This is a genomic window from Methylosinus sp. is20ea (genome assembly GCF_059718135.1).
In genome coordinates this window covers 3346391-3362795 of sequence record NZ_AP046088.1, presented here as the reverse complement: position 1 = coordinate 3362795, position 16405 = coordinate 3346391, and the positions used below count along the sequence as shown (strand labels likewise).

Sequence of the window (16405 nt, the reverse complement as noted above, 5' to 3'; positions counted from 1 at the left end):
GCGAAGGCGCAAGTTTATTGGTAATCGAATTTGTTGATCGGAGTCGCGTTGTGTTTTGTCGTACCAAGCGCCGGCGCGCCAGTTCATTCTCTTCCGCGGCCCGGCGCTGGTTGGTCGCAGCGGCGCTGACGATCTCGCAGGGCCTGCTGCAATCTTGCTCATCGCCCGAACAATTGACCAGCGTCGGCCCGGGCGACAGCGTCGACTCCATCCGATTTGCCGATTTGACAGCGCGCTTTCCGCTTCTCGCCGATCACTCTCGCCGAGAGTCGCAACAACCACCAATGCTCTTTCCAGCCCGACAGGGAACGACCAAGGCTACCGAGCCGATGGCGACCGCTTCGCCGGCCTCCGGAGCGACTGAACGTGGCGACGGCGTCGAGATCAACTTCGATCAGGCCGATGTCCAGACTGTCGCAAAGGCCCTGCTCGGCGACGCTTTGGGACTGAATTTCGTCGTCGATGCGCGCATCACGACGCCGATAACGCTGTTCGCGACGGCGCCGATCGCGCGCAAGGACGTTCTGCCCGCATTGGAGAGCGCTCTGCGAATGTCCAATGCGGCGCTCGTGCGCGACCATGACATCATCCGCATCATGCCGATCAACGAGGCCAATGGCTCGGGCCCGGTCACATTCGGCGTGGATCAGCCGGGATTTGGCGTCACCATCGTCCCGCTGCGCTATACGTCCGCAGCCGCCCTGATGAAGGCGGCAGAAAATTTCGTGAGCCGCCCCAACATGATCCGCGCCGACGCGGCCCGCAATTTCATCCTGGTGCAAGGCTCGACGAATGAGCGACAGGCGGTGCTGAACATGATCGCCGGCCTCGACGTCGAGTGGATGCGCAACCAATCCGTCGGCGTCTATCCCCTGAAATCGACGTCGCCGGCGACGCTTGTCCGCGAGCTCGAGCAGATTTTCGAGACGGGGGAAGGCGCTCAAGGCGCCGGCACGGTGAAATTCCAGCCCATCTCGCGCATGAACGCCGTTATGGCGATGACGCAGAGTCCGCGAATTCTGGAGCGCGTGACGCTATGGGTGCGGCGTCTCGATCGTTCGGACATGACGGGCACGACAGTGCGCATCTATCGTCTCGAAAATGGCAACGCCGCCAAAATCGCCAAAATTCTCAATGAGATTTTCGTTGGCAAGGGCGCCGGGTCGACGACGAGCGATTCCGCGACCAGCCAGATCGCGCCAGGCGCGAGCGCGGCTCAATCCAAGCTCGACTCCGTGTCCTCAGGCAGCGCTTTCGGCAACAGCAACAATTCCAACAGTTCCAACGCGCGCCAAGCCAGCGGCGCGGGCGCCGGCCAGAGCGGCGGCCAGATCGCCGCCTCCTTCGAGAATTTCAACGAGAAGAAGGAGGCCGACGCGGAGACCAAAAGCGACGCTTCCTCGCCCGGCAACCTGCCCCGCGGCGTCTTTCAAAACGTGCGCATCACGGCCGACAGCAGCAATAATTCGATTATCATCTACTCCAACCAGGACGACTATCGTGTCATCGAACGCTCGCTGCACGAACTCGACAGGCCACAAATGCAGGTGGCCATAGAGGCGACGGTCGCCGAAGTCTCGCTGACGGACCAGCTGCAATATGGCGTGCAATATTATCTCGGAAACGCCACCAGAGCCAATGCATCGCAGGCCAATGCGTCCGCCGCCTCGACATCGACGTCGTCCGACACGACGTCCACCGCGAGCGCCGTGTCGAACCTCGTCCTCCAGCGCGTCCTTCCCGGCTTCAATCTGGTGCTCGGTCCGGAGGCGCGACCTCACCTCATTTTGAATGCGCTTTCGACGCTCACCAGCGTCAAGGTTCTGTCGGCGCCCTCGCTCGTCGTCGCGGACAATCAACCAGCGCTTCTACAGGTGGGCCAGGAAATCCCGATCTCGACCGGTACGGCGAATATCCTCACGAACGCCAACACCGTCGTCAATTCCTATCAGATGCGCGACACCGGCGTGATCTTGAAGGTCTGGCCGCATGTCCACGGCAATGGGACGATCCAGCTCGAAGTCGAGCAGGAAATTTCCAATGCGACGAGCGCGAGCCTGACGCCGACCATCTCCCAACGGCGCGTGCATTCGACCATTTCCGTGACGAGCGGCCAGACGGTGATGCTCGGAGGCATGATCAGCGAGCAGGATAACAGCACATTGGACGGCCTCCCGATTCTGCGCCGCATCACCTATCTCGGCGATCTGTTCGGCAACACCGACAAATCCAAGAGCCGGCAGGAGATCATCGTCTTCGTCAAACCTCAGATCATTCGCAACGGTTTCGACGCGCAAGGCGTCTCGGAGGAATTCCGCTCGCGGCTCGAGTCGATGCGCAGCGTGGCGGCCGTCGCGCCCGCCTCCGAGCCGTCGCCCATGCGCCGCGTCCGAAAATGAACGCCGCCTTCCGTCCGACCGAGGCGCCCCCTGAGCCGGACGCGTCACCGTCGTATCGACGGCGGCCATGTTCTCGCGAACGAAATTCCATCAAATCGGCAAAAATCGCGCGCCTGTCATTGCCGGGTCATCCGCTCGACCTATCCGCATGCGCATATTCGAGACGTCGAGGCTCGCAGCCCCGATGGAAGCGGAGCGTGTTCGATGACGATCGAAACCAGCCGCGCGACTTTGATCAATTTGCTGCTCACGGGATATGAAGATCTCAAGCGGCGCCTATCGCGTCGACTGGGCTCCACGGATATGGCCGCGGACGCCCTGCAGGACACGTTCTTGCGGCTGTATTCGAGCGTAGAGATCGGTCCGATCAAGCGTCCGAAAGCCTATATTCTCCGCATCGCCACGCGGCTCGCCGCGGATCGGCGCAGGGCCGAATTGCTCGGCGGCGCGCCGGAATCCGAATTCTTCCTGGATATTGTCGACGACGCGCCGGATCCGGAGCGCATCGTCGAGGCGCGTTCCGAAATCGAGGCGCTGAAACGCGGCATGATGGAAATGCCGCAGCGGCGCCGCGACATATTGCTCGCTGTCTCCATCGACGAAATACCTTCCTCCGCTCTCGCAAAGCGCTTCGGCGTGACGAAGCGCACGATTCAAGCGGAATTGAAGCTGGCGCTGATCCATTGCGCGAAGCAGCTCGATCGCGACATCGGCATACGCATGCCAGCGCGACGAAGCCGGATATCCCCCAGTTTTCCCGGTGACGTAAATGGAAACGCCGAAGAGGCGAGAGGGCCCGACGACGGGGGCGCTTCGAACTTGCGCGATTCTCGCCTCGAAGACAGCGATTCTTGTCCCCAAGACACATGCTCCCAAGACACATGCCTCCAAGGCACACGCCCCGAAGACACATGAGCGCGAGTCGAGCGGCGGCCTTTCGATCGTCGATCGATCGTTCTCGCACCGCTCCCGATGCGCTCGCACAGATGGGAGAGAAAACCGGCGCGCGTCTGTTGCACGGCCTTCGTCCGATTTTCGAGCAGATGCGCGATCTCGAGGACAAGAGCGGCCTCGAGCGGACATGCGCCTGCGAGGACGCCCGCCCGTTCCACTTGCTCATTTTGGCGCTGCCCGAGTCGCTTCGCCCGACGCCGAGCGCCTCCCTATGACGCCTGCGCCAAGGCGGCGGCGTGTCGGAGCGCGATTTCCGCACGATCGCGCATGCCCACGGCTTCGAGCGCCGCGCCGAGCGCCGCATAGAATTCGGCCGGTCGATTCTGATCGAGGAGAATGGCGTGGTGAAAATGCGGGATCGATTCTTTCGGCGCGCCCATTCTTTGCAGGGCCATCGCATAGGCGGCGCGCGCGGCGGCGTTCTGCGGCTCCAACTCGATCGCCGTCTCGAATTGCGCGCGCGCCTCCTGCTCGCGGTCCGCGGCGACATAGGTCTCGGCGAGCGTGAGACGCGCGGGGACGAGCTTCGGATCGGCCGTGATCGCCTGCTCCAGCAGTTCCTCGGATCGGCGCAGATCGCCCGAGACGCGACGGAGCGCGCCGAGATTGCAGAGAGCGAAAGCATGCATCGGCGCGCGCTTCAGGACGCGCTCGAAAATTGCTGCGGCGCGCGCCAGATCGCCATCGCCCTGGCGCCGCGTTCCCTCTGCGAAGAGCGCGTCGCAGAGGATCGCCTCGTCCTCGGGCGACAGATCCTCGATCTCGCGCGTCTCTTCCGTCTCCGCCTCGATGGCCGCGGCGCGGGTCGAAGCCTCCGCATGATCGGGCGAGAGCGCCAGCGCGTCGGCGAGATTGTCCTTCGCGCGATCGACGAAGCCCAAACGGTGGAAGGCCGAGGCGAGCGCGACATGCCAATCGGGATTGCGCGCCTCGAGCGCGAGCGCCGCCGCGAAAGCCGCTGCCGCCGCGGCCGGCCGATCATCGAGCAGCAGCAGACCGAGCTGCGCATGCGCCTCCGCATTGCGCGGATTGGCCTCGAGAGCCGCTTTGAAGAAGAGCTGCGCCGCCGACTTCTCCATGAGTCTGGCCGCGATCACGCCGCGCAGATGGGCCGTCACTTCGCGGGTGCTCGGCTCTTCGCCCAATGTCGCGAGAAGCACCTCGGCGCTCTCCAGCCGGCCCTCTGCGATCATATTGACGGCGCGATCGAGAATGGCGCGGATATAGTCTGGATGCCGCGCGCCGGGAATATTCTGCTGCGTCATGTCGTTCACCCGAATACGATTCGATTGCATTGAAAAAGCGGATTCGCCACGACCGCGCTCATGCGGCCGCTCCCGCGCCGGCAGCATCGCGCGCGCGACGCCGATCGCACCATTGCGTCCAGAGACGAGACAATTCGTTCGAGAGATTCTGTCCGAAACGGATCTGATCGTTCAGCGGCGAGGCCGCGACCTTGTCGCGCAGGCCGGCGCGCAAGGCCGCGAGATCCTGCGGCCGTTTCGCCCAATCGACGGCGAGCGCCACATAATCGTCGATCGAATATGTGCAGAAATCCGCGAGGCCCGCAGCCGAAAGATGCGTCGCCGAATGGCGGCCGGCGAAAGTGTCGCCGACGAAAGTGACCGTCGGCACGCCCATCCACATGGCTTCGAGCGTCGTGACGCCGCCGGAATAGGGAAACGGATCGAGCGCCAGATCGACCCTGTTCGCATAGGCGTCGAGCAATATGGGCTGCTCGGCGCCGCCGACGAGCTCGACATGCTCGCGCGACAGGCCGCCCTTCTCGAGGACGTCGTAGAGCGCCTTCTGCGTGGCGCTCTCGTTCAGACCGCCATAGACCATGAGGATGCGCGCACCGGGAAGCTGCTTGACGATGCGCGCCCAGGCGCGGCCGACCTCGGAGTTGATCTTGGCCGGGCGATTGAAGCAGCCGAAGGTGATCGAGCCCTTCTCGAGCGCCGGAAGCGGCCCCACATCCGGCGCATTGCTCGGCGGATGATAGCAGACGTAGCAATCGGGCAGGCGGATGACCGGCTCCGCATAGAATTCGTCGTCCTGCGGCGGAATCTCGACCGGGTCGGCGATGACGCCGTCATAGGTGTCGAGACCGATGGTGCCGACATAGCCGGCCCAGCTCAATTGAATCGGCGCCGCGCGTTGCGCGAAGACGGAGAGACGATTGCCGGCGGTATGTCCGGCGAGATCGAAGAGAATGTCGATTTTGTGCTCCTCGACCAGCGCTGCGAGAGCCGCATCGTCGAGATCGGAGACGTCGCGCCAGAATTTTCCGGCGGCCTTGAAGCGCTCACTGAAATCATCGTCCTCGCGCTTCCTGTCGGTCTTGTAGCAGAAAATCTCATAGCCGAGGGCCGCGAGCTGCTCGAAGGCGCGCAGCGTGAGAAAGGCGGCCGCATGGCGGTGCATGTCGGCGGAGACGAGGCCGATACGCGGCTTGCGCGTCGTATCTGGATCATTGGGAAAGGCGAGCTTGTCGCGCGGCGCCGTCGGGCGGTAGAGCGCCGCCCATCTCTTATGCGCCTCGAGCAAATCCAGCTTGGTGACGCCCGGATAATGCTGCAGAGCGAACAGCAGCGTGCCGGCGACTTGGGCGCTTTCCGGCTTGAGCTCGCCGGCGCGCCGATAGGCGGCGACCGCCTCGTCGATGCGCCCCTGTCCGAGCAGGCCGAAGCCGCGGCCGACATAGGGCTCGGCTTGCAGAGGATCGAGCGCGATGGCGCGATCGACATATCGGAGACCGGCCTCGAACAAACGGTGATTGATAAGGAAATTGCCATAGACATATTGCGGCAGCGCGATATCCGGCGCCACTTTCGCCGCCATCTCGAACAGGCGCGCCGCCTGCTGCTCTCGCGCATTCGCGCCGAGGCTTATGCCGAGATCGAGCAGCGCGCGATGGTTCTTGCTGTCCAGCGCGGCGGCCGCTTGCAGATCGTCGACGGCCTTATCATGTTCGCCCTCCATGGTGAGGGCGAGGCCGCGCATGCGATAGGCGTCCGCATAGGCGCCGTCGTACGTCAGCGCGGAACTCAAGGCGATGATCGCGTCCTTGGGCCGACGCTCGGTCAGCAGCGCGAGGCCGAGGCTGAATTGCGCCAGCGGCAGATGGGGAATTCGCGCGAGGCCCCTCTGCAAAAAGGGAATGCCCTGCCGGGTGCGCCCCGTCCGCGCGAGGCAAGTGCCGATCTCGGTCAAGGAGGGCGCATGTTCCGGCGTCACTTCCAATTCGAGCTGAAACGCGCCGATCGCCTCGTCGAAGCGATCATGGCGACATAGAGCGACGCCATGCACATAATGATAGTTCGGCTGATCGGGCGCGCAGCGCGCGGCGTCCTCGAAAAAGCGCAAAGCCTCGCGCCAGCGGTCGGCGCGCGCATGTTCGACGCCGCGCGCATATTGCTTGCGCGCGCGCGCGAGCTGCGCGGGCGGCGTCGGCGCGACGACCTCGTTGCCGGCGGCGGGCGTAACGGGACGAAAGGCGCCGAGCTCCATGCGCGCCTGCGCGCGATAGGTCGGCGGCTGGAAAAAGCCTGGAGTTTCGGCCATTTCACAAATCTCCCGGGAGATCAATCAATCGAATGACCGACGAAATATAAAGAGGCTCCGCGTTCGCCGCGACTCCTTTTTGCCAAAAAATACGCAAATTATTTTCTTCGCGATCGACCGGCCTTGGCCGTCTATAGGGTGTAAGGCGGCGCGATAGCGACAAAGGACGAGAAAAGAGGCCGGGCGTACTAAGTATCCACTGCGCCTCTATATCATCTACTTGTCGGACAACTGTAACAAGAACGTCATTTTTGAACAGGGATCGGGCGGCCTCCTTCGAGGAGGCCGACCCTTTCGCGCGGCCCTACGCAATGATCCATTAGGAGAAGCACATGTCTGCTCTTTCTTTCAGCAAAGCTCTGCGTAACGGGAGCTCCGCTCTCGCGCTTTCGACCATCGCCCTGATCGGCGCTCAACCGGCCCAGGCCACCGACGGCATCTTCGGCGGCGGCAGCACGCTCGCCTCGCTGGCCGAGCGCAACCTCAGCTCCAATTTCTACGTCTACAACTCCTCGAGTGTCCTGCTGCTCTATGCCGCCATCGGCAGCGGCTCGGGCCAGCGCATCTTCATCTCCAACGATCCGTATCAGGGCTTCCTCGGCGCCGGCCTGCTTCCGGCCACGCCCCCCGATTATATCTTCCCGAGCCTCGGCTTCTCCACCTATCCCTATCCGCGCATCGATTTCGGCGCGAGCGACTCGCCGCTGCCCGCGAACTTCACGACCGGCTACACCACCACGACCTACAGCTGGGACGGCGTCCACGCCACGACGACGGCCAGCACGCCGGTGAGCTATCCCACGGCGAGCTATGGTGCGCCGATCCAGCTTCCGCTGTTCGAGGCGCCGGTCGCCGTCGCCGTCAATCTGCCGGCGGTCGATCAGAGCACGGGCACCACGGTGGCTGGCGGCACCACCTGGACGATCAAGTCGCAGCTCCCCGCCAGTCCTGCTCCGTACGGCGGCCGCATCCAGCTCTCGACCGCGCAGATCTGCGCGATCTTCTCCGGTCTGGTGACGGATTGGAACTCCATCGCCACCATCCCGACGCTCTCGAGCACCGGTGTGGCGGGCACGGAAGGCTTCGCGGACGCCAACACCTGGCGCGCCGCCAGCACGGCCGGCACCCCCGGCACCGGCGGCGGCGCGTTCTACCCCTACGCCAGCACCAGCACGCCGATCACCATCGTCTATCGTTTGGACGGCAGCGGCACGAGCTTCATCTTCACCAATTATCTGAAGACGGTCTGCCCGCTGCTCGACCCGAGCAACTCGTACGGCTATGTGTCGATCTTCTCGACGACCGCCCTGCCCAACAACAGCTTCACGCAGCTCATCAACAAGGTCACGGCCTATGGCCGCACCCTCAACACCGTCGGCGCCAACGGCAGCGACGCTGTCGCGGCGGCGATCGGCAACAGCTCGACGCAATACGGCTATATCGGCTATCTGAGCGGCGACTTCGTCGCGCCCAACAACACGGCCACGACGAGCCCTTACGCGGCCAATGTGCAGAACGACTATCTGCGCTTCAAGGGGGTTTCCCACCCCGGCCAAACGCCCACCGGGACGACGGTTCCGTCCGACTTCGCCGCACCGTCGCCGCTGGCCGCCGAAGCGGCTTGGGCGGCTCTCACCGTGCCTACCACCGCGGACTTCAACGCCTGGAACGTCTATGCTCAGACCTTCCCGGCCACGACCTATCTGCCGGGCAGCGGAACTTCGGTCGACATCACCGGTCGCTCCATACTCCCGCTGGCGCCCGCCGACGGCGCTTATCCGCTCACCGGCACGGCTCATGGCTTTTTCTATAGCTGCTATGGCGTCGGCCGCGACAGCGTCTCCGCCGCGACCCGCGTCTCCGATCTCGTGAGCTATCTGAAGTGGCATTACAAGCTGTCGTCCCCGGCCGGCAACGCCGAGGATGTCATCGTCGTCAACGGCTTCGGGCCTCTGCCGGCGGGCTGGACCTCGGCGATCAACAGCTTTTATCTCAACTCGGCCAGCTCGACGGCGATCGCCGCCTATGGCGCGAGCCCGGCCAACGGCTGCACGGGCGTGACCGGCGGCGCCCAGTAAAATCTTTCGATCACGATCGAACTGCCGGGCGCGCTGAAAGGCGCGCCCGGTTGCCGCCTGAAGCCGTCGATATTCTGAACATGCGAATGGCGCTTCCATCATCCGGGCAAGCCGATGCAGCCCTCGGGCGCATCGACCGCCGGGACTCGACACACCGTAGAGAAGCCGCTACGCGCAAAATCAATTTCGGTCCATCGCCGATTATCACGCAGGAGAGCGCTCGCGAGGACGACAAGCTTGCGCGACCGATACTCTGACTAGACCGCCGAGCCGACGGCATTCTCGAGGACGAGCGCGTCCGAGAGGGCGCCATTCCCGAATTTGATGCGAGCCAAAGCACGACTAGTCAGTCTCACATCGGGGTCTTTATCGAGATACTCTTCGGAGGACGACAATTCGAGGATCATGTCTTTGCCGCCGAGGCGCTGAGACGAAAGAGCCGCGGACCAATTTCTGAACCCGACGACATCTGGAATTCTGCCCAGAATTCTTCTGTAGCCTTCGTTTATCAACTGCTTGCCCTGCATGGGGAACAGTGGCGCAAGATAATCCTCACGCTCGATATCCAGGAGCAGGAAGCTCCAGAGAATATCCGGGTCACAAGGCTTATTGCGAAGCGACTGGAACGCCTCCGACGACACCTCGGCCACAATCGCTTCTATCTTCGATAGCTCGGGGCGCAGGATGCGCGCCATGTCCGCCTCCTCCGGAAGGCGATTGAAGAGCTCCAGACACAGGCGCTGCGCGAACTTGTCCCCGCTGGGGGCGGAATAGAGCGACAAAAGCAATTCGTGAACGCGTTCGTCGGGAGGCGCGACCCGATCGGGAAGCGTGGGAAAGTCCACCGACATTTCCGAACGCAGGATCGCATCGATGATCGGAAATGGAACGCGCAGCCCCGAACCGAGCGTGATGGCGATCGACAATGCGATTGTCGCGCGATCGCAATTCGGTTCGTCGAGTATCCCCTTGATACGATCGTAATCGATCAGCGTCGGCTCCCGTCCGACCACGGCCTCGAACAGCATGGCGAAAGCCCATTCCATGGGCGCATTCTTGGCCTCGGACGCGAATTTCAGCCGCTTCAAGCGAGCCCAGAAGTCGCTCGCTTCTTGGGCCGGGCCGACGATCTCGTCGATCCATCCGGCCATATCGCGCGCGCATGTCGACCAGAGCGGCAAGGCGCATCGGTTCGCGCCATCCCGCAAGCGCGCGGCCTCTGCTTGGTCGAGGAGTCTCTCCACTGCGGATCCGATCGCTTCCGGGCTCCGCGAATCCAAACGAATCTGCCCTTCCGGACCGATGAACCGCAAGGAGGGAAGGTCCGCCGAAACGATCACGGGAACCCCCATATTGAGGCATTCCAGCGGAGCGAGACCGAAACCCTCGACGGCCGACAGGCATATGCCGGCCGTTGCGTTGGCGACTGCCGTCTGGACCTCGCTGTCGGTCATTCCCTCGCGCCACTCGAGCCAGCTCGCGCGATCCAGAATGCGCTCCATCGTCGCTTGCTGATCTGGCGCGAGCGTTCTCCGTCTCCCGATCAACAGGACCCTGAACGCTTTGCCTTCCGATGCGAGACGATCGAGCGCGACCAGGGTTTCGACCGGGGTCTTGCGCGGTTCGACGCTGCCGAGAATGACGAAGGTCGGCTCCGCGGGAGCCGGACGCGACTGCCGCTGGCCGAATGCATCCGCGCCGAGCGGAAACAATCGAATGTCGTCGTCCGGTTTCCTTCTGCGAGCGCGACGCAGTTCCGCCACGGTCGCATGGGAGATGCCGGCGATATTCTCGGCGCGCCGGATGATGTGGAGATAGCTGAGCAATGCGCCGGCGTCGGCCCAGTCGAGGGCCGGAAAATACTCGGGGCGCAGGAATGGAAGGAGATCGTAGCCGAGAAGGAAGAACTTCGACTGATTGCTTTCGATGAAATCGACAAAAATCGGGACGCGATGATCGAAAAAAATCTCCGCGACCAGCACGGCTCGACAGGCCTCCAACGCGTCCCTCGTGGGCAACAGCACGCCTTGCGTGGCGACATAAATTTCGAGGCGCTCCACCGCCTCCGCGCTGACATGCGCCCGTCCGCCTTTCTCCACCGCTCGTTTGGCCTGCGCAGACGGCTTGTCGAAAAACAGCGCCATCTCTTCGAGGGTGTAATGAGGAAGGACACGGACCCTGCCGTCTGGATGGAAGATCACCGGGGTCAACCCCTGGTCAGGCCAATTTCGGAGCAATTCGTAGACCGTTCGCTGGACGCCGGTTCGCATCGGGTCCGCGAAAAAGCCGGTCAGGTCGAAGAGCACGGCGCCTTCGAGAAGATAGTTGGTGATCCGAGCGTCCACGATTTTTTCCTATCCCGTCTAGACGTCCAAAACGGAGGCGACATAGTCGCGCCAAGTGCGGCCCTCCTGGGCCTTCACGCGAGCCTCATGGTCCCGGATCGAGACGTCCACCTCGTCCATGAGCTCGAGGATCGTGAGCGCGATCGATAGCGGGCTCAGGCGATCCGAGACGCTTCTGACGTAATGTGGCGCCTGATGAGCGTCCACGAGCGCGTCATTGGCGATCGTCCAGACACCCGCGGCGATGCATTCCGTGAGCGCGCCCGACGGTTGACCGAATCCCGCGCGTCGAAGCTGTATTCCCAAGTCGGCCGCCAGAAGAAAATCGGTATAGACGTCTTGCTTTACGGCTCCATGGAAGGACACCAAATCCGTCATCCCCAGCGGGCCGATGAACAATTCCTTCATGCGCGCTTCCAGATTCGGATCGCACGCGCCCACGAAATGCAGCTTCGCCCTGCAACCATAAGCTCGAAGCTGATCCAGAAGCAGCAGAGTTTCATAACATCCCTTGCTCGCGTCCACCAAACCGAAGGAGCAGATTTCGAGCACGTTAGAATTGAATCCGACATTGTCCCTGGCCGCGGCCATGCGACGGGGCGTGAAAAGAGATTCCGCGAAGCTGACGTGCAGGGGAATAGGCTGGAGAATAGCCTCCTTGCCGTAAAACTGCCGAACGACCTGCTGCTGCGCCGGCGTAAATACGAATAGGCGACTGCTCGCTTCGACGACCTCGTCCAGCATCGGCGTCGGCAGCTTTCGGCGATCGTTCACCCATGCGCTCACCTCTTCCTGGCCGACTTGTCGACCCAGCGCTGCTCCGGCCATCTTGGCGGTCCGCTCGATTCCACGCACATTCAAGTAATATTCGAACAGCCGAGAATCGTGCAGAATGGCCTCGCCCCCGCGCTCGAGAAGCATGTCGTGGACAAACGTATGGTACAATGAGTTTCCGATCACATAGAAGACGCGATCGTAATCCGAGAAGATAATGTCGTCGGGACGGATGACTCTCGGATGCGTCACGCCCATGGCTCGCCGGGGAGCCTTCAGCGTGGCGACGGTGACGTCCGCCCGCTCCAGGAACGCCGGCATACCTTCGGCATGAAGTTGTCCGACGCCCGTGGCCTCCGGCGGATACGGCGTCACGAAAAGTATATTTGGGCGGTCGCCACGTCGTCGAGCGGAGACCTCCGTGCGGAGGCCGACGTCGGTCGACGAAGGAGCGCTGCGACGGAAAGACAATATCTGCGGCCAGACGCGATCTCCGATCGTCTCCGACCGGAACCGGTCTGCCGCGCCCTTCTGAAGCGCTGTGGCTTTTGCGCGCCAAGCGGAATCATTCAAACTGGACGTCATGAGCTCGACGAGTTCGTCCGCGGATTTCGGGTCGAACAGAGGAAATTCGACGAGTTCTCGGTGAGCATCGCAGGAGGAAGCGATCGCAATTCCGCCGGAAGCCATCGCTTCGACGATCGGCATAGAAAAACCTTCGATGAACGAGGGGACGATAGTCGCGACCGCGCGACGATACCCATCGGCCAGGGTGTCGTCGCTGACATGCGGAAGGAAATGCACCCGGGACCAGTCCACAGCCTCTGTCGGACCAACCGACGAGCGCACACGCGCCTGCGCCGCCCAATCATAGCCCCCTACGATGATCAGATGCACACCGTCGAGAGTCGACGCGCCTCGCCCGAACGCCTTGATCGCCGTTTCCACGTTTTTGCGTGGATTGTCGCCGGCCGCCACAAGAAAGAAGCGCTCAGGGAATTCGTATTGCGAAACCTCACGCCTCTCCGATGCAAAAAAATCGTCTTTGACGATGATGCCCGTCACGATCGACGCGATCGAGCTGGAAACGAGAGCCTTCTGTCGATTTTCTGAGGTTTGCGAATTCGGAAGGAGAAGATCGTACGAACGCAGCTCGAGCGTGTTCCGCAGCAATGAGCGAGCGAGCGAGTCCGAGCGGATGAAGCCCGGGAAATCGTGGGCGATGAAATCATGGACGATGCCGACGCGAATCACGTCCGAGCCCGGCGTGGCTCTCCATCTCTCGCCATTATTCAGCGGCGCGCCGTTGAATAAAATGGCGTTGTCGACTGGAACGAACCGGTCCGTCACTTCATCGAAGATCGCGACATCCGACAGCGACAATATCGGCTCGGCCGGATCGACGAGCGCGACCAATTTGGTCGCGCTGCGCAAATCCGAGGGGATCGCCTTCAACAAGCTCTGAAAATGTCGGCCGATTCCTCGATTTCTATAATCGGTCTGCTGCAGACAGCGAGCATCCGCATAGACTGTTCGTTTTACATGCATTTTCAAGCGGCCCTTTCGGTGAGGCTCGAACGCGAGGAGCATTGAAGAATAGCAATGTAACGGCATCGATAGCAGTCGCCCTCGCCGCATGAGCCGCTGCCTAGAGGGCCGTCCGATGTCCTGCCATCGCGATCAGACACTGTCATCAGATGTCGCTTACGAGGCTGATGTCCCTCTTCACCGCCAATCCACCGGTCGAGGTATAGCAACGGAATTGGCAGCCGAAGTGTATGAAGGAAGTTCGATTTCTAACGCGACCTCGGTCATGCCAGCGGTTACCTCTCGCGTGCGCAACGTCGTGCCCTCAGGACCGAAGCAGACGTCGCATATCGCGATGACGCCTTCGACTCCTTCCTGCGGCTCTATTGTGAAACCGATGCGATGACGGCCGGCGGGATGTCGCGGTTCGTGCTATCCACGACGAGATAGCCGCCGGGCTTCAGCACGCGAGCGGCCTCGGCGAGAAAACCGAGAATCTCTCCAGGCCACAGATGTTCGATATTCTGTCCCGAAAAGACGATGTCGCAGCTCGACGAGCCGACCGACTCCATATTCCCTGCCGTATTGGCGATCCACGTGACATTTGCCGGAAGCGTTTCCGGCCGTGGCAAATAATATTCTAGACAAATGTGTTCCCGCACGGGTCCATAGCACTGTTCGATCCATTCGAAATACCAGAGACCGGAACATCCGGCGCTGAGCAAACGTTCCGCGCCAGGAGGCATCTTCCTGAGCAACGCGCTTCTGACGGCGTGGAGCCATAAATTTATGTCGATCGGCAAGGCTTGCGGCATCTGTTGTGTCATTTTCCGGAGCTTTCCTGCTTTCCGAATACGTTTCCGATTCCCGCAATCACGGCCGTGCACGCAGTAATTTGCGGTCCGGCATCAACGCACGACACAAGATATCACAAATGCGAACCACATCCGCTCGGGTCAACCTCTCGTGAGTGGGAAGGCTCAGGCCCGTTTCCGCGCAATCGGTCGAGTTTCGTAGATCATGCCCGGCTTGCCGGTACGGCGGAAGGACATGCATGGGGTAAAATACCGGTCGCGTCTCTATTCCGTGAGCATCGAGCGCCGCCAGGACTTGGTCACGAGAGAGCGCCGCATCCGGCGCTATCTTGATCGTGTACATCCAAAACGAGTGTTCTGCCCAAGGTTCGACATAGGGACGGATCACGCCGACATCGGCGAGCGCTTCGTCGTACCATGCAGAAAGTTGCCTTCTGAATGCGAGCGCCCGGTCGACGCGCTCCAACTGCGCCAAACCAATAGCGGCGGCAATGTTGGTCATGCGATAATTATAGCCGATCACGGGAAACCAATATCGCCGCGCCGGATCCATACCCTGGCCCCTGAGCAGACGAAGTCTGCTCGCCAATTCATCGTCGTCCGTCACGACCGCTCCGCCCTCGCCGGTCGTGATGATCTTATTTCCAAAAAAGCTGAAGGTTGCGCACTTGCCTAAACTTCCGACCGGACGCCCTTTGTACTTCGCGCCATGGGCTTCCGCCGCGTCCTCCACGATAAAGAGGCCGTGCGCATCGGCGATCTTTTGAATTTCATCCATGTCGCAGGGCTGACCAAACAGATGAACGACGACGATGCCCTTGGTTCTAGGAGTGATTTTGGCCTCGATCGAGGCGGGGTCGATGTTGAAGGTGCGAGGCTCGCAGTCGACGAAAACAGGATTGGCGTTGCAGTACCGGACGCAGTTGGCCGTGGCGACATAAGTCAAATCAGGGACGATGATTTCGTCACCTGCGCTGACGCCCAGCGAAACGAGCGCCAGATGCAAGGCGGAGGTTCCGTTGTTGCAAGCGACCGCGTGCCTGACGCCGCAAAGCTCCGCGAACCGACGTTCGAACGCGTCGATGAACTTTCCATGCGAGGAAATCCAAGTCGATTCTAGGCACTCCCGCACATACTGCATCTCGTTTCCGTCCAGCAAAGGGCTGGCGATCGGAATTCGTTTGTTGAAATAGGACATGCGGACTCACCTTTCACTCGACAGCTTGTTGCTTCGCGGCTTTGCCGGCACGCCTATGGCCTCGATCCCCGGCGGCAGATCTCTCACGACGACGCCACCGGCGCCGACCACCGCATGATCTCCGATCTTGATGTTCGGCTTGACGACGGCGCCGACGCCGAGAAAGACGCCCTCGCCCAATTCGACACATCCCGCGAGGGCCGTCCTCGGCGCCACATGCACGCCCGCGCCGAGCACGCAATCATGATCGATCGACGCCAGAGTGTTGATGATAGCGAAGTCTCCTATGCTGGCTTCCGCGTTGATAACGGCTCCAGCCATGACGACGACGCCTCTCCCGATCCGGGCGGACGGCGATATCGTCGCCGCGGGATGTATGACGCTCGGCAGAACGAAACCCTTTTGCAGGAGAGCCGCGCCGATCCTCATTCTGAGGCGGCCTTCGCCCAGAGCGACAAAAATATGGCGCACGCCCTCGGCGCGCATCACGTCCAACTGATCATCGCCGCCGATGATTTTGACGCCGAGCACTTCGGCGCCGCCGGCATTGGGATCGGTGCAGCCGACAGGTTCGAAAAGTCCCTGCGCCCGGATCGCTTCGATGACCACTTTCGCATGACCGCCGGCCCCGATCACGATCAGCGGCTCCGGTCCGGATACCGGGAGTTCTGTCACAATGCGACCCATCGATTTCCGCCTGACTGCTTTCTCGGCATGGCAATATCGGCGACGACGTCGCTTCGATATA

Annotated in this window: 11 protein-coding genes; 4 read left to right on the top strand and 7 right to left on the bottom strand. The window is 61.9% G+C overall.

Features of this window, described 5'->3' with window-relative positions; all coding sequences use genetic code 11:
* Window positions 1–329 precede the first annotated feature (329 nt).
* The 3 genes from gspD to AC6IY7_RS15680 all read left to right on the top strand — a co-directional run bounded on the left by gspD (window position 330) and on the right by AC6IY7_RS15680 (window position 3568).
* Window positions 330–2399, top strand: coding sequence for a type II secretion system secretin GspD (gene gspD / locus AC6IY7_RS15690; RefSeq protein ID WP_497780344.1), 2070 nt, complete (start codon window positions 330–332; stop codon window positions 2397–2399).
* 204 nt (window positions 2400–2603) lie between these two features.
* Window positions 2604–3314 (top strand): RNA polymerase sigma factor, encoded by a 711-nt coding sequence (locus AC6IY7_RS15685; protein WP_497780343.1) that lies wholly within the window; start codon window positions 2604–2606, stop codon window positions 3312–3314.
* Window positions 3315–3385: 71 nt separating this feature from the next.
* Complete coding sequence (locus AC6IY7_RS15680; protein WP_497780342.1) at window positions 3386–3568, top strand: hypothetical protein; 183 nt, start codon at window positions 3386–3388, stop codon at window positions 3566–3568.
* Here AC6IY7_RS15680 and AC6IY7_RS15675 read toward each other — a convergent pair.
* Window positions 3563–4648, bottom strand: a complete 1086-nt coding sequence (locus tag AC6IY7_RS15675; RefSeq protein WP_497780341.1) for a tetratricopeptide repeat protein — start codon at window positions 4646–4648, stop codon at window positions 3563–3565. The genes AC6IY7_RS15680 and AC6IY7_RS15675 overlap by 6 nt on opposite strands.
* Window positions 4649–4676: 28 nt before the next feature.
* A complete protein-coding gene (locus tag AC6IY7_RS15670) occupies window positions 4677–6920 on the bottom strand; it encodes a tetratricopeptide repeat protein (RefSeq protein ID WP_497780340.1) in 2244 nt (747 codons plus the stop codon).
* Window positions 6921–7252: 332 nt separating this feature from the next.
* On the opposite strand from AC6IY7_RS15670, the gene AC6IY7_RS15665 reads away from it, so the two are divergent.
* Window positions 7253–8998: a substrate-binding domain-containing protein gene (locus AC6IY7_RS15665; RefSeq protein WP_497780339.1), complete on the top strand. Its 1746-nt coding sequence runs from the start codon at window positions 7253–7255 to the stop codon at window positions 8996–8998.
* A 257-nt stretch (window positions 8999–9255) separates the two neighbouring features.
* Here the strand turns inward: AC6IY7_RS15665 and AC6IY7_RS15660 are convergent, their stop codons facing one another.
* The 5 genes from AC6IY7_RS15660 to AC6IY7_RS15640 form a co-directional block, all read right to left on the bottom strand.
* Complete coding sequence (locus AC6IY7_RS15660; protein ID WP_497782858.1) at window positions 9256–11142, bottom strand: glycosyltransferase; 1887 nt, start codon at window positions 11140–11142, stop codon at window positions 9256–9258.
* Window positions 11143–11361: 219 nt separating this feature from the next.
* Window positions 11362–13665: a glycosyltransferase gene (locus AC6IY7_RS15655; protein ID WP_497782857.1), complete on the bottom strand. Its 2304-nt coding sequence runs from the start codon at window positions 13663–13665 to the stop codon at window positions 11362–11364.
* A gap of 362 nt (window positions 13666–14027) precedes the next feature.
* Window positions 14028–14471, bottom strand: a complete 444-nt coding sequence (locus AC6IY7_RS15650) for a class I SAM-dependent methyltransferase (RefSeq protein ID WP_497780338.1) — start codon at window positions 14469–14471, stop codon at window positions 14028–14030.
* A 46-nt stretch (window positions 14472–14517) separates the two neighbouring features.
* Window positions 14518–15657 carry a DegT/DnrJ/EryC1/StrS family aminotransferase gene (locus AC6IY7_RS15645; protein WP_497780337.1) on the bottom strand — a complete coding sequence of 380 codons (1140 nt, stop codon included), beginning with the start codon at window positions 15655–15657 and terminating at the stop codon, window positions 14518–14520.
* 6 nt (window positions 15658–15663) lie between these two features.
* Window positions 15664–16344 (bottom strand): acetyltransferase, encoded by a 681-nt coding sequence (locus AC6IY7_RS15640; RefSeq protein ID WP_497780336.1) that lies wholly within the window; start codon window positions 16342–16344, stop codon window positions 15664–15666.
* Window positions 16345–16405 lie beyond the last annotated feature (61 nt).